Annotated in this window: 27 protein-coding genes; 8 read left to right on the top strand and 19 right to left on the bottom strand. The window is 71.1% G+C overall.

The features are described 5' to 3' along the window. The first annotated feature begins 44 nt into the window (after positions 1–44). Entirely contained in the window at positions 45–674 is a 630-nt protein-coding gene (locus ACGFI8_RS00915) for a DUF4126 domain-containing protein (RefSeq protein WP_392798076.1), read from the top strand. Between the two features lie 210 nt (positions 675–884). On the opposite strand, the gene ACGFI8_RS00910 is transcribed toward ACGFI8_RS00915, so the two are convergent. Further along, complete coding sequence (locus ACGFI8_RS00910; protein ID WP_392798074.1) at positions 885–2,870, bottom strand: protein meaA; 1,986 nt, start codon at positions 2,868–2,870, stop codon at positions 885–887. A 67-nt stretch (positions 2,871–2,937) separates the two neighbouring features. Between ACGFI8_RS00910 and ACGFI8_RS00905 the strand changes: the two genes are divergently transcribed. From ACGFI8_RS00905 to ACGFI8_RS00895, 3 genes are all read left to right on the top strand, one after another. Then, entirely contained in the window at positions 2,938–3,780 is an 843-nt protein-coding gene (locus ACGFI8_RS00905) for an ABC transporter ATP-binding protein (protein WP_392798072.1), read from the top strand. Next, a complete protein-coding gene (locus tag ACGFI8_RS00900; protein ID WP_392798070.1) occupies positions 3,777–4,562 on the top strand; it encodes an ABC transporter permease in 786 nt (261 codons plus the stop codon). The genes ACGFI8_RS00905 and ACGFI8_RS00900 overlap by 4 nt, the downstream gene beginning before the upstream one ends. 161 nt (positions 4,563–4,723) lie before the next feature. Further along, positions 4,724–5,065 (top strand): ATP-binding protein, encoded by a 342-nt coding sequence (locus tag ACGFI8_RS00895; RefSeq protein WP_392798068.1) that lies wholly within the window; start codon positions 4,724–4,726, stop codon positions 5,063–5,065. Here ACGFI8_RS00895 and ACGFI8_RS00890 read toward each other — a convergent pair. Then, a complete protein-coding gene (locus ACGFI8_RS00890) occupies positions 5,050–5,901 on the bottom strand; it encodes a 3-hydroxyacyl-CoA dehydrogenase family protein (RefSeq protein ID WP_392798065.1) in 852 nt (283 codons plus the stop codon). The genes ACGFI8_RS00895 and ACGFI8_RS00890 overlap by 16 nt on opposite strands. Positions 5,902–6,055: 154 nt before the next feature. After that, positions 6,056–7,015, bottom strand: a complete 960-nt coding sequence (locus ACGFI8_RS00885; RefSeq protein ID WP_392799569.1) for a helix-turn-helix transcriptional regulator — start codon at positions 7,013–7,015, stop codon at positions 6,056–6,058. A 71-nt stretch (positions 7,016–7,086) separates the two neighbouring features. Here ACGFI8_RS00885 and ACGFI8_RS00880 point away from each other — a divergent pair, with 71 nt between their 5' ends. Beyond that, positions 7,087–7,545, top strand: coding sequence for a VOC family protein (locus tag ACGFI8_RS00880; protein WP_392798063.1), 459 nt, complete (start codon positions 7,087–7,089; stop codon positions 7,543–7,545). Positions 7,546–7,591: 46 nt separating this feature from the next. On the opposite strand, the gene murA is transcribed toward ACGFI8_RS00880, so the two are convergent. Further along, positions 7,592–8,875, bottom strand: coding sequence for a UDP-N-acetylglucosamine 1-carboxyvinyltransferase (gene murA, locus ACGFI8_RS00875; protein ID WP_392798060.1), 1,284 nt, complete (start codon positions 8,873–8,875; stop codon positions 7,592–7,594). A 28-nt stretch (positions 8,876–8,903) separates the two neighbouring features. Between murA and ACGFI8_RS00870 the strand changes: the two genes are divergently transcribed. Further along, positions 8,904–9,482 (top strand): cob(I)yrinic acid a,c-diamide adenosyltransferase, encoded by a 579-nt coding sequence (locus ACGFI8_RS00870; RefSeq protein ID WP_392798057.1) that lies wholly within the window; start codon positions 8,904–8,906, stop codon positions 9,480–9,482. 8 nt (positions 9,483–9,490) lie between these two features. Here ACGFI8_RS00870 and ACGFI8_RS00865 read toward each other — a convergent pair whose 3' ends face one another. From ACGFI8_RS00865 to ACGFI8_RS00820, 10 genes are all read right to left on the bottom strand, one after another. Next, positions 9,491–9,946, bottom strand: coding sequence for a DUF2550 domain-containing protein (locus tag ACGFI8_RS00865; protein ID WP_392798054.1), 456 nt, complete (start codon positions 9,944–9,946; stop codon positions 9,491–9,493). Between the two features lie 16 nt (positions 9,947–9,962). Beyond that, positions 9,963–10,247, bottom strand: a complete 285-nt coding sequence (locus ACGFI8_RS00860) for a F0F1 ATP synthase subunit epsilon (protein WP_392798051.1) — start codon at positions 10,245–10,247, stop codon at positions 9,963–9,965. A gap of 281 nt (positions 10,248–10,528) precedes the next feature. Beyond that, a complete protein-coding gene (gene atpD, locus ACGFI8_RS00855) occupies positions 10,529–11,962 on the bottom strand; it encodes a F0F1 ATP synthase subunit beta (protein WP_392798048.1) in 1,434 nt (477 codons plus the stop codon). Next, positions 11,962–12,888: a F0F1 ATP synthase subunit gamma gene (locus ACGFI8_RS00850; RefSeq protein WP_392798045.1), complete on the bottom strand. Its 927-nt coding sequence runs from the start codon at positions 12,886–12,888 to the stop codon at positions 11,962–11,964. Before ACGFI8_RS00850 ends, atpD begins: the two co-directional genes overlap by 1 nt. Before the next feature lie 3 nt (positions 12,889–12,891). After that, entirely contained in the window at positions 12,892–14,529 is a 1,638-nt protein-coding gene (atpA, locus tag ACGFI8_RS00845; RefSeq protein ID WP_392798042.1) for a F0F1 ATP synthase subunit alpha, read from the bottom strand. Between the two features lie 38 nt (positions 14,530–14,567). Further along, on the bottom strand, positions 14,568–15,389 hold the full coding sequence (locus ACGFI8_RS00840; protein ID WP_392799567.1) for a F0F1 ATP synthase subunit delta: 822 nt from the start codon (positions 15,387–15,389) through the stop codon (positions 14,568–14,570). Further along, a complete protein-coding gene (locus ACGFI8_RS00835; protein ID WP_392798039.1) occupies positions 15,386–15,931 on the bottom strand; it encodes a F0F1 ATP synthase subunit B in 546 nt (181 codons plus the stop codon). The genes ACGFI8_RS00840 and ACGFI8_RS00835 overlap by 4 nt, the downstream gene beginning before the upstream one ends. A 36-nt stretch (positions 15,932–15,967) precedes the next feature. After that, positions 15,968–16,195 carry an ATP synthase F0 subunit C gene (atpE, locus tag ACGFI8_RS00830; RefSeq protein WP_344616196.1) on the bottom strand — a complete coding sequence of 76 codons (228 nt, stop codon included), beginning with the start codon at positions 16,193–16,195 and terminating at the stop codon, positions 15,968–15,970. A 104-nt stretch (positions 16,196–16,299) separates the two neighbouring features. Continuing rightward, entirely contained in the window at positions 16,300–17,076 is a 777-nt protein-coding gene (atpB, locus tag ACGFI8_RS00825) for a F0F1 ATP synthase subunit A (RefSeq protein ID WP_392798035.1), read from the bottom strand. A gap of 33 nt (positions 17,077–17,109) precedes the next feature. Beyond that, positions 17,110–17,325: a hypothetical protein gene (locus ACGFI8_RS00820; protein ID WP_392798032.1), complete on the bottom strand. Its 216-nt coding sequence runs from the start codon at positions 17,323–17,325 to the stop codon at positions 17,110–17,112. A gap of 219 nt (positions 17,326–17,544) precedes the next feature. On the opposite strand from ACGFI8_RS00820, the gene ACGFI8_RS00815 reads away from it, so the two are divergent. Further along, the gene (locus tag ACGFI8_RS00815) at positions 17,545–17,994 is read left to right on the top strand and encodes a hypothetical protein (RefSeq protein ID WP_392798029.1); all 450 of its coding nucleotides are present in this window, start codon (positions 17,545–17,547) and stop codon (positions 17,992–17,994) included. Here ACGFI8_RS00815 and ACGFI8_RS00810 read toward each other — a convergent pair whose 3' ends face one another. Beyond that, a complete protein-coding gene (locus ACGFI8_RS00810; RefSeq protein ID WP_392798026.1) occupies positions 17,995–18,384 on the bottom strand; it encodes a hypothetical protein in 390 nt (129 codons plus the stop codon). It lies immediately after the preceding gene. Beyond that, the gene (gene glyA / locus ACGFI8_RS00805) at positions 18,384–19,631 is read right to left on the bottom strand and encodes a serine hydroxymethyltransferase (RefSeq protein ID WP_392798023.1); all 1,248 of its coding nucleotides are present in this window, start codon (positions 19,629–19,631) and stop codon (positions 18,384–18,386) included. The genes ACGFI8_RS00810 and glyA overlap by 1 nt, the downstream gene beginning before the upstream one ends. A 43-nt stretch (positions 19,632–19,674) precedes the next feature. Between glyA and ACGFI8_RS00800 the strand changes: the two genes are divergently transcribed. After that, positions 19,675–21,150, top strand: coding sequence for an SDR family oxidoreductase (locus ACGFI8_RS00800; RefSeq protein ID WP_392798020.1), 1,476 nt, complete (start codon positions 19,675–19,677; stop codon positions 21,148–21,150). Between the two features lie 36 nt (positions 21,151–21,186). Here the strand turns inward: ACGFI8_RS00800 and ACGFI8_RS00795 are convergent, their stop codons facing one another. The 3 genes from ACGFI8_RS00795 to prmC are packed head-to-tail and all read right to left on the bottom strand — an operon-like array spanning position 21,187 to position 23,258. Next, complete coding sequence (locus ACGFI8_RS00795) at positions 21,187–21,759, bottom strand: phosphotyrosine protein phosphatase (RefSeq protein ID WP_392798017.1); 573 nt, start codon at positions 21,757–21,759, stop codon at positions 21,187–21,189. Then, positions 21,759–22,397 (bottom strand): L-threonylcarbamoyladenylate synthase, encoded by a 639-nt coding sequence (locus ACGFI8_RS00790; protein WP_392799565.1) that lies wholly within the window; start codon positions 22,395–22,397, stop codon positions 21,759–21,761. Before ACGFI8_RS00790 ends, ACGFI8_RS00795 begins: the two co-directional genes overlap by 1 nt. A gap of 9 nt (positions 22,398–22,406) precedes the next feature. Beyond that, a complete protein-coding gene (prmC, locus tag ACGFI8_RS00785) occupies positions 22,407–23,258 on the bottom strand; it encodes a peptide chain release factor N(5)-glutamine methyltransferase (RefSeq protein ID WP_392798014.1) in 852 nt (283 codons plus the stop codon). Positions 23,259–23,272 lie beyond the last annotated feature (14 nt).

Here is a 23,272-nt window from a genome sequence, read left to right as displayed (position 1 = left end):
CAGCCTAACCTGTCGGGCTGGCACCCCGATGTCATGCTATGGGGGTGTTGGAGTCATTGACGGGTCTCGGCCTCGCGACATCGGCCGGGCTCAACGCGTATATCCCGTTGCTGGCGATCGGCCTGCTCGCGCGGTACACGGACCTCATCACGCTGCCGTCGAACTGGGCGTGGATGGAGAACGGCTGGACCCTGGCGATCGTCGCGGTCCTGCTGGCCATCGAGTTCATCGCCGACAAGGTGCCGATGATCGACCACGTCAACGACGTCATCCAGACGTTCGTGCGCCCGACCGCCGGCGGGCTCGCCTTCGGCGCCGCGTCGAGCTCGCAGACGGTCACCGTCACCGACCCCGGCTCGTTCTTCTCCAGCCACCAATGGATACCGATCGTCGTCGGTGGCGCGATATCGCTCGGCGTGCACGGCATGAAGGCCGTGTCCCGGCCGGTCGTCAACGCGACGACCGTCGGCTTCGGCGCGCCGATCGTGAGCGCGATCGAGGACTTCATCAGCGTGGCGCTGTCGGTCGTGGCGATCGTGCTGCCAATCGTGGTCCTGCTGTTCCTGCTGCTGCTCTTCCTCGGCTTCGGCTGGCTGATGCGCCGCCGCAAGCGCCGCAAGGAGGAGAAGGCCGCGGCCAGGTGGGCCGCGGCCCAGGGCTGGCGCCCCTCCTAAGGGCCTGTATCGAAGTGGGGGTCGGAGCGAGGCGAGGCTCAGGCGTCGGCTGGGGCCGCGCCGGGCGCGCCCCGATACCGGTGTTGTATCGGGGTGCGCCCGGCGCGGTTCCAGCGCCTTGGCTGGGCCGGCCCCGGCGCAGCGCGCCGGGCCAGCCTTGGCGAGGCGTCTGAGTCCGCCGCAGCCCGGCCATCCACTTCGATACAGGCCCTAGGCCAGGCGGTGGGCCTCGCGGACGACGGTCACGAGCTCGTCGACCACGTCGGTGATGGCGAAGTCCTTCGGCGTGAACACGCGCGCCACCCCGGACTCGCGCAGCGCGGCGGCATCGTCGGGAGGGATGATGCCGCCGACGACCACCGGCAGGTCGCCCAGGCCCTCCGCGCGCAACCCCTGCAGCACCGATGCCACCGCGGCGAGATGCGAGCCTGACAGCACCGAGAGGCCGACCAGGTCGACGTCCTCCTCCACCGCCGCGGCGACGATCTGCGCCGGGGTCAGGCGGATGCCCTGGTAGACGACCTCGAAGCCGGCGTCGCGGGCGCGCACGGCGATCTGCTCGGCGCCGTTGGAGTGCCCGTCCAGGCCGGGCTTGCCGACCAGCATCCGCAGCCGGCCGGTGCCCAGGTCTCCGGCGGTGCGGCGGACCCGCTCGCGCACCCGGTCGAGGTCGCCGGCCGGGGCCGAGATCGCCGCGGACAGGCCGGTCGGCGCGCGGTACTCCCCGTAGACCTCCCGCAGCGCCCCCGCCCACTCGCCGGTGGTCACGCCCACCGCCACGCAGCCGAGCGTGGCCTCCATGAGGTTGCCGGTGCCCCGCGCCGCCGCTCGCAGCGCGTCCAGCGCCCCGGTCACGTCGGCGCGCTCGGCCCGCCAGCGCCGCACGCCGTCGGTCGCGGCCTGCTCGACGGCCGGGTCGATCTGCTCGATCGCCGCGGCGCCGGCGGCCATCAGCGGCGACGGCTCGGTCTCGGTGAAGCTGTTCACGCCGACCACCACGTCGTCGCCGCGCTCCATCCGGGCGCGGCGCTCGGCGAGCGAGGCGACGAGGGCGCTCTTGAGATACCCGGACTCGACGGCGGCGACGACCCCGCCCATCTCCAGCACCCGCTCGAGCTCGGCGGTGGCGCCGGCCACGATGCCGTCGACAAGGCCGGTCATGACCGTCGAGCCCTCGAACAGGTCGGGGTACTCCAGCAGGTCCGACTCGAACGCGAGCACCTGCTGCATGCGCAGCGACCACTGCTGGTCCCACGGCCGCGGCAGGCCCAGCGCCTCGTTCCAGGCCGGCAGCTGTACCGCACGGGCCCGCGCGCCCCGCGAGAGCGTCACGCCGAGCATCTCCAGCACGATGCGCTGGACGTTGTTCTCCGGCTGGGCCTCGGTGAGGCCGAGCGAGTTGACCTGGACGCCGTAGCGGAACCGGCGGGCGGCCCGATCGGCGACGCCGTAACGCTCAGCGGTCAGCCGGTCCCACATCGTCGTGAACGCGCGCATCTTCGCCGTCTCCTCGACGAAGCGCACCGAGGCGTTGACGAAGAACGAGATCCGCGCGACGACGTCGCCGAAGCGCTCGGCCGGCACCTGGCCGGAGTCGCGCACCGCGTCGAGCACGGCGATGGCGGTGGCGAGCGCGAACGCGACCTCCTGCACCGGCGTGGCGCCGGCCTCCTGCAGGTGGTACGAGCAGATGTTGACCGGGTTCCACTTCGGGCAGTTGGCGACGGTCCACGCGATGGTGTCCGTGGTCAGGCGCAGCGACGGGCCGGGCGGGAAGATGTGGGTGCCGCGGGACAGGTATTCCTTGACGATGTCGTTCTGCGTCGTCCCGGAAAGCCTCTCGAGCGCCACGCCCTGTTCCCGGGCGCACGTGACGTACAACGCCAGGAGCCACATCGCCGTGGCGTTGATGGTCATCGAGGTGTTCGCCCGGCCGAGATCGATGCCGTCGAACAGCGTGCGCATGTCCCCGAGGTGTGCGACCGGCACGCCGACCCGCCCCACCTCGCCGCGGGCGAGTTCGGCATCGGGGTCGTACCCGGTCTGGGTGGGCAGGTCGAAGGCGACCGAAAGGCCCGTCTGGCCCTTGGCCAGGTTGCGGCGGAAGAGCGCGTTGGACGCGGTGGCCGAGGAGTGGCCGGCGTAGGTGCGCATGACCCACGGGCGGTCGCGCTCGGGAAGCCTCTCTGAGACCATACGGCCACCTTACTGAACGGTAATAACGGTCCGTCGGTGAAAGTTGTCACCGCCTATAGTTGTCGCCGTGACCGATGCGATCACGGTGCGCTCCCTACACAAGAGCTACGGCAAGGCTGTCGCCGTCGACGGGGTGGACCTCGACGTTCGCGCCGGGGAGGTGTTCGCCCTCCTCGGCCCCAACGGCGCGGGCAAGACGACCACGGTGGAGATCCTGGAGGGCTTCCGCAGGCGCACCTCCGGCGACGTGCGGGTGCTCGGCGTCGACCCGCAGCAGGGCGACGCCGCCTGGCGGGCCCGGGTCGGCGTGGTGCTGCAGAGCACCGGCGAGTTCGACGACCTGACCGCGCGCGAGGTCGTCCACCACTTCGCGAACTACTACCCGGCCGCCGCCGACCCCGACGAGATCATCACGCGGGTCGGCCTGGCCGAGAAGCAGCACGCCCGCACCCGCACCCTCTCCGGCGGCCAGAAGCGGCGCCTCGACGTGGCGCTGGGCATCGTCGGCCGCCCCGAGCTGCTCTTCCTCGATGAGCCGACCACGGGGTTCGACCCGGAGGCGCGCCGCGAGTTCTGGGGCCTCATCCGCGACCTGGCTCGCGCCGGCACCACGATCCTGCTCACCACCCACTACCTGGACGAGGCCGAGGCGCTCGCCGACCGGGTCGGCGTCCTGGCCGGCGGCCAGCTGGTCGCCGTCGACACCCCCGACCGCCTCGGTGGCCGCGGCGAGGCCGGCGTCACCGTCGGCTGGCTGGGCCCCGACGGCCCGGTCACCGAGCGGACCGAGACCCCGACCGCGCTCGTCGCCCGCCTCGCCGAAACCTTCGGCGGCGAGGTGCCGGGCCTCACCGTCACCCGACCCAGCCTCGAGGATGTGTACCTGCGAATGATCGGCGCCGGCGAATGAACACGCTGCGACTCGGCCTCCTGCGCGGTGGCCTGGAGATCAGGCAGTTCCTGCGCAGCCGCGAGTCGGTGGTCTTCACGCTCGCCTTCCCGCTGATCCTGCTGACCGTCTTCGGAGCGGTCTTCGGCGGCGAGATCGCCCCCGGCGTCACGCTCACGCAGTACTTCGCCGCCGGCATGATCGCGGCCGGCCTACTCTCCACCGGCTTCCAGAGCCTGGCGATCCAGATCCCGATCGAGCGCGAGAAGGGCATCCTCAAGCGCCTGCGCGGCACCCCGATGCCCCGCACCGCGTACTTCATCGGCAAGGTCGTCATGGTCCTGGCCATCGGCCTGGTCGAGACGGTCGTGCTGGTCTCGGTGGCCGCTCTGTTCTTCGGCGTGAAGCTGCCCGCCACCGCCGGCAAGTGGCTGACGTTCGGCTGGGTGACGCTGCTCGGGATCGCCGCCTGCACGCTGTGCGGGATCGCCTTCTCGTCGCTGGCCCGCTCCGGCCGTAGCGGCCCCGCGGTCGTCACCCCGGTCGCGATCGTGCTGCAGTTCATCTCGGGCGTGTTCTTCCAGTACACGAGCCTGCCCGACTGGATGCGCGGGATCGCCTCGATCTTCCCGCTCAAGTGGATGACCCAGGGCATGCGCTCGGTGTTCCTGCCGGACTCCTTCGCCGCCAACGAGCCGTCCCACGCGTGGCAGCACGGCACGATCGCGCTGGTGCTGGGCGGCTGGATCGTGCTGGCCCTCGTGCTGTGCCTACTGACGTTCCGCTGGACGGAGCGCGACTGACCCTGGTTCTTGGCTCTTGTTCTTGGCTCTTGGCACCGCGGACCCGGCAAGGAGGGCCGCCAGGCCCGACTGGTGTCTCGTGGGAAGAACGGTCGTCAGTTGCACGGACCCGAGTCAGGAAATATCCGAAATTTCGTGATCGACCGGCCGATCAACGGTGCGTGACGGCGCTGAAGTACGTCCAGTCCGGACGGACCCCGAAGATCGACATCAGCGCCCAGCCGGCCGGCCCCGGCTGGGTCCGCGTCGAGGTCGCCGACCGCGGGATCGGCATCCCCGACGCGGACAAGCCGCACGTGTTCGAGTCGTTCCACCGGGCGCACACCGGGCAGTCCTACGGCGGCACCGGGCTGGGCCTGGCGATCTGCCGCCGGATCGTGGACCGGCATGGCGGCACGATCACGGTGACCGACAACCCCGGCGGCGGCAGCCGGTTCAGCTTCACCCTGCCGGCCGCCCTACCGGTCGCGCCGGCCGCGGTGGAGGTTCACGAGTACGTGTAGAAGCCCTTGCCGCTCTTGCGCCCGAGGTCGCCGGCGATGACCATGCGGGCCAGCAGTTCCGGCGGGAAGAACTTCGGGTCGTCGGTGTCGGTGTGGATGTTCTTGGCGGCGTGGTAGAGCACGTCGACGCCGGTCAGGTCGGTCGTCGCCAGCGGCCCCATCGCGTGGCCGAAGCCCAGCTTGCACGCGAGGTCGAGGTCCTCGGCGCTCACCACGCCGCTCTCCACCAGCTTGACGGCCTCGACGACCAGCGCCGCGATGAGCCGCGTGGTGACGAACCCGGCGACGTCGCGGTTGACGACGATGCACGTCTTGCCGATCTCCTCGGCGAACGCGCGGGCCGTGGCCAGCGCGGCGTCGGAGGTCTTGTACCCCCGGACGAGCTCGCACAGCTTCATGACCGGCACCGGCGAGAAGAAGTGCGTGCCCACGACCTGCTCCGGCCGCTCGGTCGCGGTGGCGATCTGGGTCACCGGGATGGCGGAGGTGTTCGTCGCGAGCACCGCATCCGCCTTGCAGATCTTGTCCAGCGCCCGGAACACCTCGTGCTTGACGTCCAGCCGCTCGAACACCGCCTCGACGACGATGTCCGCGTCGGCGGCCGCGTCGAGCTCGGTGGTGGGCGTGATCCGCCCGAGCGCCGCGTCGACATCCTCCGCGGCGATGGCGCCCTTGCTCGCGAACTTCTCGAGGCTGGCGCGGATGCCGGCGAGGCCGCGCCCGACCGCCTCGTCGTTCAGGTCCCGCAGCGTCACCTCCCACCCGGCCTGCGCGGCGACCTGGGCGATCCCAGACCCCATGAGCCCCGCTCCGATGACCGCAAGACGACCCGCCATGCCCGTTCCCCTTTGCCTTCCACATCGTCGTGAACGCTGTTGACCTTATCCGCCTCCGCTACGTGATCATCCGATGGCAGACTGTCAACGTGCCCCTCATGTACCTCGCGGGATGGGCCGCCTCCGCCGGCGCGCTCGCCGCGCTGCTGCTCTGTCAGACGGTCCCGGCCATCGCCGTGAGGCGGCGGGCGAGCAGCGCGGCGGCCTCCCGCAGTTCTGGAGGCTCCAGCACCTCCGCCTCGTAGCCCAGCCGGGCCACGTGCGCGGCGAGCCAGTTCAGGTCCGCTCCGCCGACGACGAGCACGCACCACCCGTCGCGGTCGTTCTCGACGCGTCCGACCTGGGGTGGCACCAGCTCCCGGACCCGGTCGGACGGGGCATGCACCCGCACCCGGGCGAGATACCGGTACGGCGCCTCGGTCACGGACCGCCGCACGTAGGCGACCGGGTCCGGATGCTCCCTCGCCCGGAAGCGCCAGGTCGTCGCCGCCACATCGTGCATGCGGTCCAGGCGGAAGGTGCGCCAGTCGTCGCGGTCGACGTCGCGGGCCATCAGGTACCAGCGGCGGCCGGTGGTGACCATCCGCACCGGCTCGACCGTGCGCTCGCGCTCCCCGCCGTCGCGGCCGGCGTACCGGAACCGCACCCGCACGGCGTCGCGGCAGGCCCGCGCGAGCGTCACCAGCAGCTCCGCGTCGATCTCGACCCCGGGGCCGACAAGGGTCTCGGTGGCGCCGTGCACCGCCCGCACCTCGGCGCGCAGCCGGGGCGGCATCACCTGGTCGAGCTTCGCGAGCGCCCGCAGCGCCGCCTCGCCCGCCCCGGCGATCGTGCCCGCCGACGCCAGCCGCAGGGAAACCGCCGTCGCGATCGCCTCCTCGTCGTCGAGGAGCAGCGGCGGCAGCCGGGTGCCCGCGCCGAGCCGGTAGCCGCCGCCGACGCCCGCCGTCGCGTGCACGGGGTAGCCGAGCGCACGCAGCCGCTCGACGTCGCGGCGCACCGAGCGGTCGGTGACCCGCAGCTCGGCGGCGAGCTCGGCGGCGGTCCAGGACGGCCGTCGCTGCAGCAGCGCCAGCAGCCGCAGCACCCGCTCGGTCGTCGCCTCGACGCTCACGCGCTCATCGTTCCACAGGTCTCGGAGGATCACGGAACGCTCCTGTCCGCTATAGGGGGCAGGCTGGAGCCATGACCGACGAACACAGCAGAACGGCCCGCGACGTCCAGATCACGTTCGACTGCGCCGACCCCGCCGCGTTGGCGCAGTTCTGGGCCGAGGCCCTCGGCTACCGGCTGCAGGACCCGCCCGAGGGCTTCGAGTCGTGGGAGCAGGCCCTGGACGCGATGGGTGTACCACCCGAGCGCCGCAACAACGCCTCGGCGGTGGTCGACCCCATGGGCTCCGGGCCGCGGCTGTTCTTCCAGCGGGTGCCGGAGCGCAAGCAGGTCAAGAACCGCGTGCACCTCGATGTGCGAGCCGCCCCGGGGCTTCGGGGCGACGCGCGGATGGCGGCCCTGGAGGCGGAGGCCGAGCGGCTCGTCTCCCACGGTGCCACCCGGCTCGAGCGCCACGAGCCCACTCCCCCGCTCGGCGCCGGCCACATCGTGATGGCCGACCCCGAGGGCAACGAGTTCTGCCTCGACTGATCGGCCGCACGGCGGGCCTGGGTAATCGAGGGGGCGGTGCCGCCGGTCAGAAGTCGAACTTGTCCGGCGGGGCCTCCGAGCGCTCCACCTTGACGCCCAGGGCCCGCAGGTCGGACTCGAAGCTCGGGTAGCCGCGGTCGATGTGGTGCACGTGGCGGATCTCCGTGACGCCGTCCGCGCACAGGCCCGCGATCGCCAGGCCGGCGCCGGCGCGGATGTCCGTCGCCGTCACCGGGGCGCCCGAGAGGCGGTCCTTGCCGCGCACCACCGCGTGGTGGCCGTCGGTGCGGATGTCGGCGCCCAGGCGGGACATCTCGTTGATGAACATGAACCGGCCGTCGAAGATGTTCTCGGTCACCAGCGACGAGCCCTCGCTCACCGCCGCCAGGCCGACGGCCATCGGCAGCAGGTCGGTGGCGAAGCCAGGGAACGGCAGGGTCACCACGTCGACGGCCTTCGGGCGGGTGGGCATCACGACGCGGAACGAGTCGGTGGACGTGGTCACCTCGGCGCCCGCCGTCGCCACCTTGTCGAGGGCGATCTCCAGGAACGACGGGTCGATGCCGTGCACGGTGACGTCGCCGCGGGTCATGGCGGCGGCGAAGGCCCACGTGCCGGCCACGATGCGGTCGCCGACGGTGCGGTGCTCGACCGGGCGCAGCTCCGGCACGCCCTGGATGACGAGGCTCGAGGAGCCGGCGCCCTGGATGTCGGCGCCCATGTCGGTGAGCATGCGGCAGATGTCGACGATCTCGGGCTCGCGGGCGGCGTTGTCGATCTCGGTGCGGCCGTTGGCGAGGACGGCGGCCATGAGCAGGTTTTCGGTCGCGCCGACGCTGGGGAAGTCGAGCCAGATCGTGGCGCCGTGCAGCTTCGGCGCGGTGGCGATGACGAAGCCGTGCTCGCCGGAGATGTCGGCGCCCATCCGGCGCAGGCCCTCGACGTGCATGTCCAGGCCCCGAGAGCCGATCGCGTCGCCGCCCGGGTGAGCCACACGCACGTGGCCGCGGCGGGCCAGCAGCGGGCCGAGGACGCAGATGGAGGCGCGCAGGCGGCGGACCAGGTCGTAGTCGGCCTCGGTGCCGAGCTCGTCGGGCACGTCGATGACGACGCGGTCGCCGTCCTGCTCGACCTCGCAGCCCAGGCGGCGCAGCACCTCGGCCATGATGGCGATGTCGGTGATACGCGGAACGTTCGTCAGCACCGTGCGGCCGTTGGCCAGCAGGGCCGCCGCCATCAGCTTCAACGCCGAGTTCTTCGCGCCGACCACGGATACGTCACCGGCGAGCCGGGCCCCGCCCACAACACGGATAACGTCCACGTCCGCCATCGTAGGGGGATTCCGTACCGTGAAAACCATGGCCATTCACCTCACGCGCATCTACACGAAGACCGGCGACACCGGTACCACAGGACTGGGTGACTTCTCGCGGGTGTCCAAGACGGATCCGCGAATCGTCGCGTACGCCGACGTCGACGAGGCCAACGCCGCGCTCGGCGTGGCGCTGGCGATGGGCGCGCTCGACGAGCGCATCGCGGCGGTGCTGTTGGCTGTGCAGAACGATCTCTTCGACGTCGGCGCCGACCTGTGCAACCCGATCGCCGAGAATCCGCCCCACCCGCCGCTCCGGGTCACCCCCGAACAGGTCGAACGGCTGGAGCGCTGGTGTGACGAGTTCAACGAGTCACTACCCAAGCTGGACTCCTTCATCCTGCCCGGCGGCACTTCGGGCGCTGCGCTGCTGCATGTCGCCCGCACCGTCACCCGGCGGGCCGAGCGCAGCGCGTGGGCGCTGTGGGAGGTCGACGCGGAGCGCACCAACGAGGTGGCGCTGCAGTACCTCAACCGCCTGTCAGACCTGCTGTTCATCCTGTGCCGCGCGGCGAACCCGGGGGGCGACGTGAAGTGGGTCCCCGGCGGCCGGCCGGTGGATTGAGGCGCGGCTCAGCTCGCGCGGTAGCGGTAGGGGCGCGTCTCCGGGGTCGGGTCCCCCGGCGGCGCCGCCTCGACCCAGGACAGGAAGCCGGTCAGCGCCCGCTCGGCCATCGCGATCTCGACGGGCGCCTTCCGGCTGATACAGCGCACGATCACCCAGTCGGGCGGCAGGACGAGCAGCTCGGCCGCGTCGGGCGTGCGGCGACGGTCGACGGCGAGCCCGCGCCGGGAAAACACCCGGCGCGGGCCGGGCCAGAAGCTGAAGATGCGATACCACCGCAGATCGTCGCCGGTGAACCGGGCCAGCCCGGCGGACCAGCCGCGGCCCGGGAGGATGGTGCTCAGCCGGACGCCGAGCTCGATGGTGCCGCCCCGGCGGGCGATGACGATGCGGCGCACGAAGAGCACCGCCAGGGCGGCGAGCAGGATCAGGACGCCGATACCGATTCCCTCGACGATCCTCACCTCCGCCGCCCGGTCGTCAGTGCGCTACGGAGGCGGACGATGCGGGCACACAGCTCTCGGCGAGGACCGTCACGCCGGTGCCGGTGACGGAGATGAACCCGCCGGCCACGTCGTAGGCGAGCTCCTGACCGGCCTGCTTGATGCGCACCTGGCCCTCCTCGGCGAGCTGGCCGAGGAGCGGCTCGTGGCCGTAAAGGACGCCGAGCTCACCCTCGGTCGTGCGGGCCACGACCATGTCCGCGTCGCCGGACCAGACTTTCTCCTCGACGGCTACGAGCTCGACGTGCAGCTGCCTCGCCACGCTAGTTACTCCTCGTGTGCGCGATTCGGTTTGGCCGAGTCTAGTCAATGATCCGACGCGCCGAGCAGTGGGCCTCACCACGTTGGCACACCTGGTGAACGGCCGGTGCTGCGGCGCGCCGCCGACTGACCCGGCGGACACTTCAGAGCGTGACGCACGTCACCGCTTCACGAAGTGCCTTTGCCGAAAATTCCAATGACCGGAAAACGAAATGATCGGTAGCAAAAGGGAAGGCGTGCTCCCCGCGGGGAGCACGCCTTCCCGAGGTACGGCCGGAACAATCAGTCCTTCATGAGCTCGTGCGCGTTGCGCTCGAGGTCCTCCAGACCGCCACACATGAAGAACGCCTGCTCGGGGAAGTGGTCGTACTCACCCTCGCTGATCTTCTTGAACGACTCGATCGTCTCCTTGAGCGGGACGGTCGAGCCGGCGACGCTGGTGAACTGCTCGGCGGCGTAGGTGTTCTGCGACAGGAAGCGCTCGATGCGGCGGGCGCGGCCCACCGTCACCTTGTCCTCTTCGGACAGCTCGTCCATGCCCAGGATGGCGATGATGTCCTGCAGGTCCTTGTACTTCTGCAGGATCCGCTGCACCTCGCGGGCGACCGTGTAGTGCTCGATGCCGACGTACTCCGGCGCGAGGATGCGCGAGGAGGACGCCAGCGGGTCGACGGCCGGGTAGATGCCCTTGTCCGAGATCGACCGCTCGAGGTTGGTCGTCGCGTCGAGGTGGGCGAACGTGGTGGCCGGCGCCGGGTCGGTGTAGTCGTCGGCGGGCACGTAGATCGCCTGGAGCGAGGTGATGGCCTTGCCCCGCACGGAGGTGATGCGCTCCTGCAGCTGACCCATCTCGTCGGCCAGGGTCGGCTGGTAACCGACGGCCGAGGGCATGCGGCCCAGCAGCGTCGACACCTCGGAGCCGGCCTGGGTGAACCGGAAGATGTTGTCGATGAAGAGCAGCACCTCCTGGTTCTGCACGTCGCGGAAGTACTCCGCCATGGTCAGCGCGGCCAGCGCGACCCGCAGACGGGTGCCCGGGGGCTCGTCCATCTGGCCGAAGACCAGCGCGGTCTTGTCCAGGACGCCGCCCTCGGCCATCTCCAGGATGAGGTCGTTGCCCTCGCGGGTGCGCTCACCCACGCCGGCGAACACGGAGGTACCGCCGAAGTTGCGGGCCACCCGGATGATCATCTCCTGGATGAGCACCGTCTTGCCGACGCCGGCACCGCCGAACAGGCCGATCTTGCCACCGCGCACGTACGGCGCGAGCAGGTCGAGGACCTTGATGCCGGTCTCCAGCATCTCGGTCTTCGGCTCGAGCTCGGCGAACGCGGGCGCCGGGCGGTGGATCTCCCAGCGCTCCTTGATGTCGAGCTTCGAGGCGTCGGCGTTGAGCACGTCGCCGAGGGCGTTGAACACGTGGCCCTTGGTCACGTCGCCGACAGGCACCGAGATGCCGGCGCCGGTGTCGCGCACCTCGGCGCCGCGGATCAGGCCGTCGGTGGGCTGCATGGAGATGGCGCGCACCATGTTGTCGCCGAGGTGCTGCGCGACCTCGAGCGTCAGCGTCTTGGTGCCCCCGGAGAGGGTCACGTCGACGTGGAGCGCGTTGTAGATGTCGGGCATGGCGTCACGCGGGAACTCGGCGTCGACGACCGGGCCGATGACCCGGACCACGCGGCCGACCGCGGTCTTGGTGTCTGCTGGTGCAGTCATCACACATCACTTCCCGCCGCCGCCAGCGCGTTGGCGCCGCCGACGATCTCACTGATTTCCTGGGTGATCGCCGCCTGCCGCGCGGAGTTCATCTCGCGGGTGTACCGCTTCAGCAGGTCGTCGGCGTTGTCGGAGGCGCTCTTCATGGCGCGCCGGCGGGCGGCCGACTCGCTGGCCGCGGAGTCCAGCAACGCCGCGAAGATGCGCGTGTTGATGTACTTCGGCAGGAGCGCCTCCAGCAGCTGCTCGGCCTCCGGCTCGAACTCGTAGGCCGGCAGCGGCCCGCTGACCTCCTGCTCCTCGACCTCCATCGGCGCGACGATCCGCGCGACGGGGGTCTGGGTCATCAGCGAGCGGAACTGCGTGTGGACCATGTAGAGCTCGTCGATGCCGAGCACGCCGTCCGGGCCGGGGCCGTCGACCGAGTCGTCGGCACCGTTGACGAAGGCCTGGATGAGCGTCTCGCCGATGTCCGCCGCGTTCTCGTACCGCGGCTGCTCGGAGAAGCCCGTCCAGCTCCCGGTGATCTCGCGACCGCGGAAGCGGTAGTATGTCACGCCCTTGCGTCCGGCGATGTACAGCGCCACCTGCTTACCGTCCTGGTGCAGCTTGGAGATCAGCTGCTCCGCGGTGCGGATCGCGTTGGCGTTGTACCCGCCGCACAGCCCGCGGTCGCTGGTGACCAGCAGCACGCCGGCCCGGCGGACCGGGGTACGCGGCACCAGCAGCGGGTGGTCGAGGTTGCTGCTGCTCGCCAGTGCTGTCAGCACGCCCGTGATCGCGTCGGCGTAGGGCAGGGAGGCGGCCACCCGCTCCTGCGCCTTGCCGATGCGGCTCGTGGCGACGAGCTCCTGCGCCTTGGTGATCTTCTTGGTCGACTTGACCGTGCGGATCCTCCGGCGCAGTGCCTGTACCTGACCGGCCATGCGTCAGCCCGACTTCCGGACCTGGCGGGTGACGGTCTCGCGAGCCTGCTCACCCTCGATGGCCTTGGCCGGCGCCTCGTTGACGTTGATCTCGTCGTCCTTGGCCGAGAACACCTGCTTGAAGTGGGTGATCGCCTCGGTCAGGCCGGCGATCGTGTCCTTCTCCAGCTTCTTGGTCGCGGCGATCGCGTCGAGCAGCTCCTTGCGGCTGGAGCGCAGGTGCTGCAGGAACTCGCCCTCGAACCGGCGGATCTCGCCGACCGGGATGCTGTCGAGCTGGCCCGTGGTGCCGGCCCACACCGAGACGACCTCCTCCTCGACCGAGAACGGCGAGTACTGCGGCTGCTTGAGCAGCTCGACCAGGCGGGCGCCCTTGTCCAGCTGGGCGCGGGAGGCCTTGTCCAGGTCGGAGGCGAACGCGGAGAACGCCTCGAGCTCGCGGTACTGCGCCAGGTCGAGGCGGAGCCGACCGGCGACGTCCTTCATGGCCTTGACCTGCGCCGAGCCGCCGACCCGGGACACCGAGGTGCCGACGTTGATGGCCGGCCGCACGCCCTGGTTGAACAGGTCGGACTCCAGGAAGACCTGGCCGTCGGTGATCGAGATGACGTTCGTCGGGATGTACGCCGAGATGTCGTTGGCCTTGGTCTCGATGATCGGCAGGCCGGTCATCGAGCCAGCGCCCAGCTCGTCGGAGAGCTTGGCGCAGCGCTCCAGCAGGCGGGAGTGCAGGTAGAACACGTCGCCCGGGTATGCCTCGCGGCCCGGCGGGCGGCGCAGCAGCAGCGAGACCGCGCGGTACGCCTCGGCCTGCTTGGTCAGGTCGTCGAAGACGATCAGGACGTGCTTGCCGCCGTACATCCAGTGCTGGCCGATGGCCGAGCCCGCGTAGGGGGCGAGGTACTTGAAGCCGGCCGGGTCGGACGCCGGGGAGGCCACGATGGTCGTGTACTCCATGGCGCCGTGCTCCTCCAGCGTGGCGCGCGTGGCGGCGACCGTGGTCGCCTTCTGACCGATGGCCACGTAGATGCAGCGGACCTGCTTCTTCGGGTCGCCGGACTTCCAGTTGTCCCGCTGGTTGATGATCGTGTCCAGCGCGACCGTGGTCTTGCCGGTCTTGCGGTCACCGATGATCAGCTGGCGCTGGCCCCGGCCGATGGCGGTCATGGCGTCGATCGCCTTGATGCCGGTCTGCAGGGGCTCCTTGACCGGCTGGCGGGCCATGACGTTGGGGGCCTGCAGCTCGAGCTCGCGGAAGCCCTCGTTGGGGATGTCGCCGCGGTCGTCGATGGGCTCGCCCAGCGGGTTGACCACGCGGCCCAGAAAGGCGTCGCCGACCGGGACCGAGAGCACGCGGCCGGTCCGCTTGACCTGCTGGCCCTCCTCGATGCCCTCGAACTTGCCGAGGACGACGACGCCGATCTCGCGGACGTCGAGGTTGAGCGAGACGCCGAGCGTGCCGTCCTCGAACTCGAGCAGTTCGTTGGCCATGGTCGTGGGCAGGCCCTCGACCTGGGCGATACCGTCGCCGGCGTACGAGACGACGCCGACCTCCTCGCGGGAGATCCGTGAATCAACGGACGAGACGTAGCGCTCGAGTGCGCCCCGAATGTCGTCCGAGGAGATGGTCAGCTCGGCCATCCTCAACCTTCTATCTGGAGTAACAAGCTTCGGGGTAATTACTTGGCGAGCGCCGTCTTCGCCTCGGTGAGGCGACGGGCGACCGTGCCGTCGTAGAGGTCGGAGCCGACCTTGACCCGCACGCCTCCGATGATGCGCGGATCGACGTCGACCTTGAGGGAGACATCCCGACCGTACAGCGCGGCCAGACGGTCGGCCAGGCGCTGCTCCTCGGCGTCGGTCAGCGCGACGGCGGTGGTCACGTAGGCGACCGACCGGTCCCGCTTCGCGGCGGCCAACTCGACCAGGCGGCTCATCGAGCTGTCGAACCCGCGGCCGCCGAAGCCGGCGATCGCGAGCTGCGCGAGGCTGACCGTGGCCGGCTTCGCCTTGCCCTTGAGCAGGTCGCGGACCAGCTCATTGCGCGAGGCCATCGGCGCGGTGGAGTCGCTCAGCGCGCCGGCGAGCCGGCCGTCGCCCGCGACGATCTGGCTGAAGCGGAAGAGCTCGTCCTCCACGTCGGCCAGTTCCCCGCCGCGCTCGGCCGCGGCCAGCAGGGCGTCCACGCCGAGCCGCTCGGCGCCGTCCAGCAGCGCGCCCGGCCCGGACCAGCGCCCGGACACCAGCGCGGCCAGCAGCTCGACGGTGTCCGCGCTGACCTTGCCCGACAGGATCGAGCTGATCAGGCCGGCCCGCTCCTCGGCGGGGCCGGCCGGGTCGGCCAGCGCCCGGCGCAGCCGGGGCTCCCGCCGCAGCAGATCGGCCACCGCGAGGATCTCGTCGGCGACCTTGGCGATCCGCTGAACGTCAGCGCTCGCCGAGAACTCGGCGAGCTTGTCGGCAGCGGCCCCATAGGCCTCGCGGTTGATGGTGTCCATCAGCGCCGCCCGGCGGCACCGGCCGCGTCGCCGTCGCCGATCTCCTGGAGGAACCGCTCGACCGTGCCACGGCGGCGGGCCTCCTCCTCGAGGGATTCGCCGACGATCCGGCCGGCGAGGTCGACCGCGAGCGAGCCGATCTCCGCCCGCAGCTGACGGACGATGGTCTGCCGCTCGGTCTGCAGGGCGTCGCGTCCCGCGGCGATGATGCGGTCGCTCTCCTCCCGGGCCTTCGCGAGGATGTCCTCGCGGATGCCGGTGGCGTCGGCGCGCGCCTCGTCGCGGATGCGGGCCGCCTCGGTACGGGCCTCGGCGAGCTGCTCCTTGTACTGCTGAAGCAGCCGGTTCGCCTCGGCCTGCGCCTCCTCGGCACGCTTGATCCCGCCCTCGATCGCATCGACCCGCGCCCGGAAGGTCTCCTCCATGCGCGGGAAGACGAACTTCATGAGCACGAAGCAGAGGATCGCGAAGGCGATGCCGCCGACGACGATCTCCTGCCAGATCGGGATGATCGGGTTGTGCTCTTCCTCAGCGAAGAACAGCATGGGAAAACCTCCCGGCTTGAATCGAAGGGGGGAGGATTACTTGCCGAACACGAAGCCGAAGGCGATACCCAGCAGGGCGAGCGCCTCGACCACGGCGAAGCCGAGGAACATGTAGGTCCGGGTCAGGCCGGCCGACTCGGGCTGGCGGGCGGTCGCCTGGATGTACGACGCGAAGACGATGCCGACACCGATGCCCGGGCCGATCGCGGCGAGGCCGTAACCGACGGCGGCGAGGCTACCGGAGACTGCGGCGAGGTCTGCCATTTGTGAATCCTCCTGGGATCTCGCGTGACCGATTCACGCGGGACAACTGAAAAAGATGGAGCTGTAACGCTTTCGAAGTCTCGAAGCGGGGGTGGTGGGGCGGCTCAGTGCTCCTCGGCCAGCGTGCCGGCGAGGTAGTTGGCCGTCAGGAGCGTGAAGACGTAGGCCTGCAGGGCGGCGATCAACAGCTCGAAGAAGGTGAGCAGGATCGTCATCACCCACGAGACGAGGGAGATCGGCTTGAGGAAGAAGCTCTCCGCGTTGAGCAGGGCGAAGCCGCCGAGCGTGAACACCAGCAGCAGCATGTGGCCGGCGAACATGTTGGCGAAGAGCCGCAGCGCCAGGGTGAGCGGCTGCAGAATGAAGGCCTGCAGGGCCTCGATCGGCAGCAGCAGCGGCTGCATGAACCACGGGGCCGGCAGCACGGTCGCGTGCTTGAGGTAGCCGAGGAAGCCGTGTTTCTTGAAGCCCTGGAACAGATAGAGCCCGTAGGTGCACAGCGCGAGCATCAGCGGGAAGGCGATGTGCGCGTTGGGCGAGACCTGGATGAACGGCACGATCGAGAAGACGTTGCCGACCAGGATGAAGATGAAGAGGCTGGCCAGGTAGGGCGCGAAGCGCAGCCCCTCGTGGCCGATGACGTCCTTCGCGACGCCCTCACGGACAAACCCGTAGAGGCTCTCGGCGAGCCACTGGCCCTTCGTGGGCACGATCTTCGGGTTGCGGTAGGCGACCAGGAAGAAGACGATCACGAGCGCGGCGGCCAGCCACAGGAACAGGCTGAACTTGGTCAGCCACGGAGCGGCTTCCACCAGCGCGGGTGGGTAGATGTCGTTCACGCTGGGCGGGAAAGGCACCTCTGCCAGAACCTGACCGCTCACCACGTTCCTCTCGATATCCTCGTGCTGCCGGGCTCAGGCGCCCAGCCGCTTGACCACCAGATAGATGCCGCCCGCAGCGCCGAGCACGCACCCGATCGCGGTGGCAATCCCGTCCCAGCCGAGCCAACGGTCGACGAGCCAGCCGACGAAGCCCCACACGGCGATGCCCGAGATGAGGTATCCGACGGCGGCCCAACCCTCGTTGGAACCACTCGCACCGGACTGCTTGGGTGTCTGGTTACTGGCCATGACGCGGTGACCATATCAGCCTGCCGGGAGCACCCGTGCGTCGACCCCCGCGTGCTCGTCGCGCGGGGGTTCGCTCATCGGGCCGGGTCATCAACCGGCGGCCGTCAACGTTACTACGCCGAATCCTCGGCGAACGTCAACTACGCGACTGATGCGTGAGTGAATGTTGCGCACGGTCACTCCTAACGGGTTAGCTGAATACCCAGCTTAACAATGCGTATGGGAGTGGCCACCTTGCGCAACGCCGTCATCGCCTTCTTCCTGATCGTCGCCGCGGTCGTGGTCACGAAGACCGGCCGCGACGAGACACCTCGCCCGACCAGCGGCGCCGCCGCGCTCATGTGCTCCATATCACCGCAGCGCGTCACGGGCGGTAACGGCAAGCTGGTCGCCGCCGCGCAGTTCCGCTGCGACTCCCCCGGCCCGGACCGCCTCACGCTGATCGTCCGGCTGCAGCGCAGCGCGGACGGGGGCTGGGTCAACGTGGCCGAGCAGGCGTTCACGGCGGCGAAGGGCGAAACGTTGCGTTCCGTGGCGGCGGAACAGCGCACCCGGCAGGTCAGCGCGCCCTGCCAGGCCGGGGCCTACCGCACCCAGGCGGCCTGGTCGATCGACGGCGCCCGCACCAACACGGCGCTGGGGTCCGAGCGGCGCAATCCCTGCGGCTGATCAGATGTCGACGTACGGAATCTTCGCTCGCCACACCCACACGGCGTGCGCGGTCATCCAGGCGATCACCGCGACGATCACGGAGACGCCCATCCAGGGCAGGCCGGCCCAATCCGTGCCCAGCGCGGCCCACATGGCGAGGCCGATGAGCGTGAACTTCACGAGGTAGGTCGCCATCGCCACCGGCAGCAGCAGGTGCCGGGCGCGCAGGTCCGTCCACGCGATGATCAGGCTGGAGACCACGTAGCTCAAGGTCACCAGCGCGATCCCGGCCACGTCGCCGGCCGCCCCCGTCCCGCCGTCGCGCCACAGCGCGATGGGGACGGTGACGACGAGCACGATCGCCATGGCGATCAACTCGGCGGGCAGGTGCTGAAGCCGCTTTCTCATCACGGGGAAGGATACGCGGGGAACGCGGCGGTCAGCTCGCGCACCTGCTCGCCGACCGGCTCGCCGCGCACGGCGCCGGCGATCAGCGCCGCGATGCGCCGCATCTCGGGCTCCTTCATGCCCTGCGTGGTCACCGACGGGGTGCCGACGCGGATGCCCGACGCGGTCATCGGCTTCTCCGGGTCGTACGGGATGGCGTTCTTGTTCAGCGTGATCCCGGCCGCGTCGCAGCGCTCCTCGGCCTCGCGCCCGGTGATCTGCAGGGCCCGCAGGTCGATCAGCGCCAGGTGGGTGTCGGTGCCGCCGGAGACCGGCCGCATGCCCTCGCTCTGCAGGCCCTCGGCGAGCGCCTTCGCGTTGGCCACCACCTGGCGGGCGTAGTCGGCGTAGGCGGGCTGTGCCGCCTCCTTCAGCGCGACCGCCTTCGCGGCGACGGAGTGCATGAGCGGGCCGCCCTGTGTGAACGGGAACACCGCCTTGTCGATGCGCTGCGCGAGGCCCTCCCGGCACAGGATCATCCCGCCGCGCGGGCCGCGCAGCACCTTGTGCGTGGTCGCGCAGACCACGTCGGCGTGCGGCACCGGCGACGGAATGGCCCCGCCCGCGACGAGCCCGATGAAGTGCGCCGCGTCGACCATCAGGTAGGCGCCGACCTCGTCGGCGATCTCGCGGAACCGGGCGAAGTCGATCAGCCGCGGGTACGCCGTCGCCCCGCAGATGATCATCTTGGGCCGATGCGCCAGGGCCAGCGCCCGCACCTTGTCGAAGTCGATGAGCTCGTCTTCCCTGCGCACCGGGTATCCGACCGTGTCGAACCACTTGCCGGAGAAGTTGACCTTGCTGCCGTGCGTGAGGTGCCCGCCGTGCGGCAGCTCCATGGCCAGCACCGTGTCGCCGGGCATGAGCAGCGCGGCGTACGCGGCCAGGTTGGCGCTCGCCCCGCTGTGCGGCTGCAGGTTGGCGTGCTCGGCGCCGAAGAGCGCCTTGGCCCGCTCGATGCCCAGGGACTCGGCCCGGTCCACCTCGGCGCAGCCGCCGTAGTACCGCCGGCCGGGATAGCCCTCCGCGTACTTGTTCGTGAGGGTCGAGCCCAGCACCGCGAGCACGGCGGGCGAGGTGAGGTTTTCGCTCGCGATCAGCTGCAGGCCCGTGCGCAGGCGCCGGAGCTCGGCGAGGACGACGTCGGCGATGTCCGGGTCGGTGGCCTGGAGCGCGTCGAAGTCGGGTCCCCAGTACGTGTCGCCCATGAAATGAGTCTAGGGTCCGATTGCGCAGGGTAAGCATGAAGTCATGCGATGTCTGGTGACCGGAGCGACCGGGTACGTCGGCGGACGCCTGGTCCCCCGCCTGCTGGCGGCCGGCCACGAAGTGCGCTGCCTGACCCGCGACCCGCGCCGGCTGCGTGACGTACCGTGGGCGCCGAAGGTCGAGATCGCCGAGGGCGACGTGGCCGAGGACACCGGGCTCGCCGAGGCCCTGCGTGGCGTCGAGGTGGCGTATTACCTCGTGCACGCCCTGGGCCAGGACGCCTTCGAGGACGTCGACCGGCTCAGCGCGCTGAACTTCGCCATCGCCTGCGAGGCGGCGGGCGTCGAGCGCGTCGTATACCTCGGCGGCCCCGTGCCGTCCGGGAGGCCATCCGGGAGGCCATCCGGGAAGGCCTCCGCGCACCTGCGCTCGCGCGGCGAGGTCGGCGACATCTTCCTGCGCTGCGCGGTGCCCGCCGTCGTCTTCCGGGCCGCGGTCATCATCGGGTCGGGGTCCGCGTCGTTCGAGATGCTGCGGTACCTCACCGAGCGCCTGCCGGTCATGGTGACGCCGGCGTGGGTGCGTAACCGGATCCAGCCCATCGCCATCCGGGACGTGCTGCGCTACCTGGTCGCCGCGGCCACGGTCTTCCCGCCGCCGGTCAACCGGGGCTTCGACATCGGCGGGCCGGACGTGCTCAGCTATGCCGAGCTCATGCAGCGGTACGCCAAAATCGCCGGACTGCCGCGCAGGATCCTCGTGCCGGTGCGCGCGCTCACGCCGTGGCTCTCGTCCCACTGGGTGGGCCTGGTGACGCCGGTGCCGAACCGGATCGCGCGCCCGCTCGTCGGCAGCCTCATCCACGAGGCGGTCTGCCACGAGCACGATGTCGCGCAGTACGTTCCCGACCCGCACGGCGGCCTGACCGGCTTCGACACCGCCGTGACCCTCGCGCTGCGCCGCATCCGCGACGCCGAGGTCGAGACCCGATGGGCCAACGCCGCCGTGCCCGGCGCGCCCAGCGACCCCCTCCCGACCGACCCGTCGTGGTCCGGCGGCACCGTGTACCGCGACGAGCGCGCCCGCGACGTCTCCGCCCCGCCGGACCGGCTGTGGCGGGTCATCGAGGCGATCGGCGGCCGGAACGGCTGGCACTCGTTCCCGCTCGCGTGGTCCGTCCGCGGCTGGCTGGACCGCCTGGCCGGCGGCGTGGGGCTGCGCCGGGGCCGCCGTGACCCGGAGCGCCTGTACGTCGGCGAGGCCCTCGACTTCTGGCGGGTCGAGGAGATCGTGCCCGGGTCGCTCCTGCGCCTGCGGGCAGAGATGCGGCTGCCGGGCCGCGCGTGGCTGGAGATGCGCGCCCGCGAGGACGAGCGGGGCGGGGCCGTCTACGAGCAGCGGGCGGTGTTCCTGCCGCACGGCCTGGCCGGCCACGCGTACTGGTGGGCGGTGGCCCCGTTCCACGCGTTCGTCTTCGGCGGGATGGCGCGCAACATCGCCCGCTCCGCGGAACGCTGAGGCCCGCCGGTTCGAAGCGGAGACGGGCCGGAGCGGTCAGGCGGCGAACAGCGCCTCGGCCAGCGGCTTCGTCGTGGCGTGGATCTCGTCGGCGACGCGGCTGAAGTACGAGTCCGGGCGGCCCCACGGGTCGTCCAGCTCGTCCGGCGGCGCCGGGCGCCGCCCCGCCCGCGCCGCGTCGGCCGCCTCGACCAGGGCGACGCCGCGCTCGTACACGTCGCTCAGGGCCCCCGGCAGCTCGACGCCGCGGATGAGGCGGCCGAACTCGCCGAAGACGAACGTGCGCGGGGCCGCGTCCGGGCGCAGCTCGGTGACGAAGTCGACCTGCTCGATGGTCGCGGTCAGGATCAGGTCCGAGGCGTCGACGTGCTCGGCGAGGAGCCGGCGCGCCCGGAAGCCGGCCACGTCGCCGCCGCGGGCGAGGACCTGCTTCGCCGCCTGCGGGTCCATCGGCTCGCCGGCGTGCCAGCCGCCGGTGCCGGCGCCGTGGACGTACAGCCGGTCGGAGTCGCCGCCCAGCGCCAGCGCGTCGGCGACGAGCAGCCGCTCGGCCATCGGCGACCGGCAGATGTTGCCCATGCAGACGCACAGGACGCTGAACGGCGCCATCAGGGCTCGAGCTCGATGAGGTCCGGCACGACCTCGCGGAGCTTCTCGATCGGGATCGCGCCGGTGCGCAGCACGCGGTGCTCGTTGCCGACGACCGAGATGATCGTGCTGGCGACGGGCTCCGGGCAGGGGCCGCCCTCCAGGTAGACGCTCACCGAGTAGCCGAGCTGCTCGCGCGCCTCGGCGGCGGTCTCGGCCGGCGGCTGGCCGTGCTTGTTCGCCGAGGACACCGCCATGGGGCCGGTCTCGCGCAGGACCTCCAGGGCGATGGGGTGCAGCGGCATGCGTACCGCCACGGTGCCGTCGGTGCTGCCCAGGTCCCACTGCAGGCTCGGGGCGTGCTCGACCACGATCGTCAGGGCGCCCGGCCAGAACGCGTCGACCAGGTCGCGCGCCGCCTGCGGCAGCCCGAAGACCAGCCCGTCGAGCGTGTGCCGCGAGCCCACGAGCACCGGCACCGGCGTCGTGCGCCCCTTGGCGTTGTTGAGCGCCGTCACCGACCAGGACTTGAACGCGTCCGCGCCGATGCCGTACACCGTGTCGGTCGGCATCACGATCAGGTCCCCGCGGCCGACGGCCTCGATCGCCGCGGCGATGCCGCGCTCGCGCTCGGCGAGCTGGCTGCAGTCGTAGAGCATCACGAGGAGCTAGTCTGCCACTCGCCTCGCGGTGGTGAAGCGCGGGCGGCCGGCCAGGTCGCGGTGATCCTCTATCTCGTCGAAGAGCGAGGTGGCGCGCAGCAGGGACGGCAGGGATTCGCCCTGCGTGTCGTCGTGCTCGATGGCCAGCCAACCGCCGGGGCGCAGCAGGCGCGCCGCCGTGCGGGCGATCGCCGGCATCAGGGCCAGGCCGTCGTCTCCGGCGAAGACGGCCTCGTGGGGGTCGTGCTCCGCCACCTCGACGTCGACCTCGGTCGCCTCGGGGACGTAGGGCGGGTTGCAGAGCACCAGGTCCACCGTGTCGGACAAATCGGAAAGAACCGATCCGTCGGTCACGTCGGCCTCGACGACCCGGACCCGCGGTGCCAGCCGGGAAACGTTCTCACGCAGCCAGGGCAGCGCCCGCTCGGAGCGCTCCACGCAGTACACCTGCGCCTCGGGACGCCGCGTGGCGACGGCCAATGCGATGGCCCCCGAGCCGGAGCACAGGTCGACGACTCGCCGGGCCGCGTCCCAGCGGCCCGGGCGCGCCAGCGCCCACTCCACCAGCAGCTCGGTCTCGAACCTGGGGATGAACACGCCCGGGCCGACGGCGAGGTCGAGGCCGTAGAACGGGGCCGTGCCGGTCAGGTGCTGCAGCGGCACGCGCGCGGCGCGGCGGGCCACCAGGCGGTCGAGCTCCTCGGCCTGCGCGCCGGTGACGGCGGCGGTCAGCAGGCGGGATCGGGGCACGTCCAGCACGTGGGCGGCCAGCAGCTCGGCGTCGACGCGCGGGGAGGCCACGCCGGCGCGGGCCAGGGTCGCGCCGGCCGCGGCGATCAACTCGGAAAGCTTGGGCAACCGGTGTTCCGGCG

It is taken from the genome of Dactylosporangium sp. NPDC048998 (assembly GCF_043197855.1).
Taxonomy (GTDB): domain Bacteria; phylum Actinomycetota; class Actinomycetes; order Mycobacteriales; family Micromonosporaceae; genus Dactylosporangium.
The sequence above is the reverse complement of the archived record's forward strand: the minus strand, read 5'-3'. Positions and strand labels throughout refer to the sequence as shown.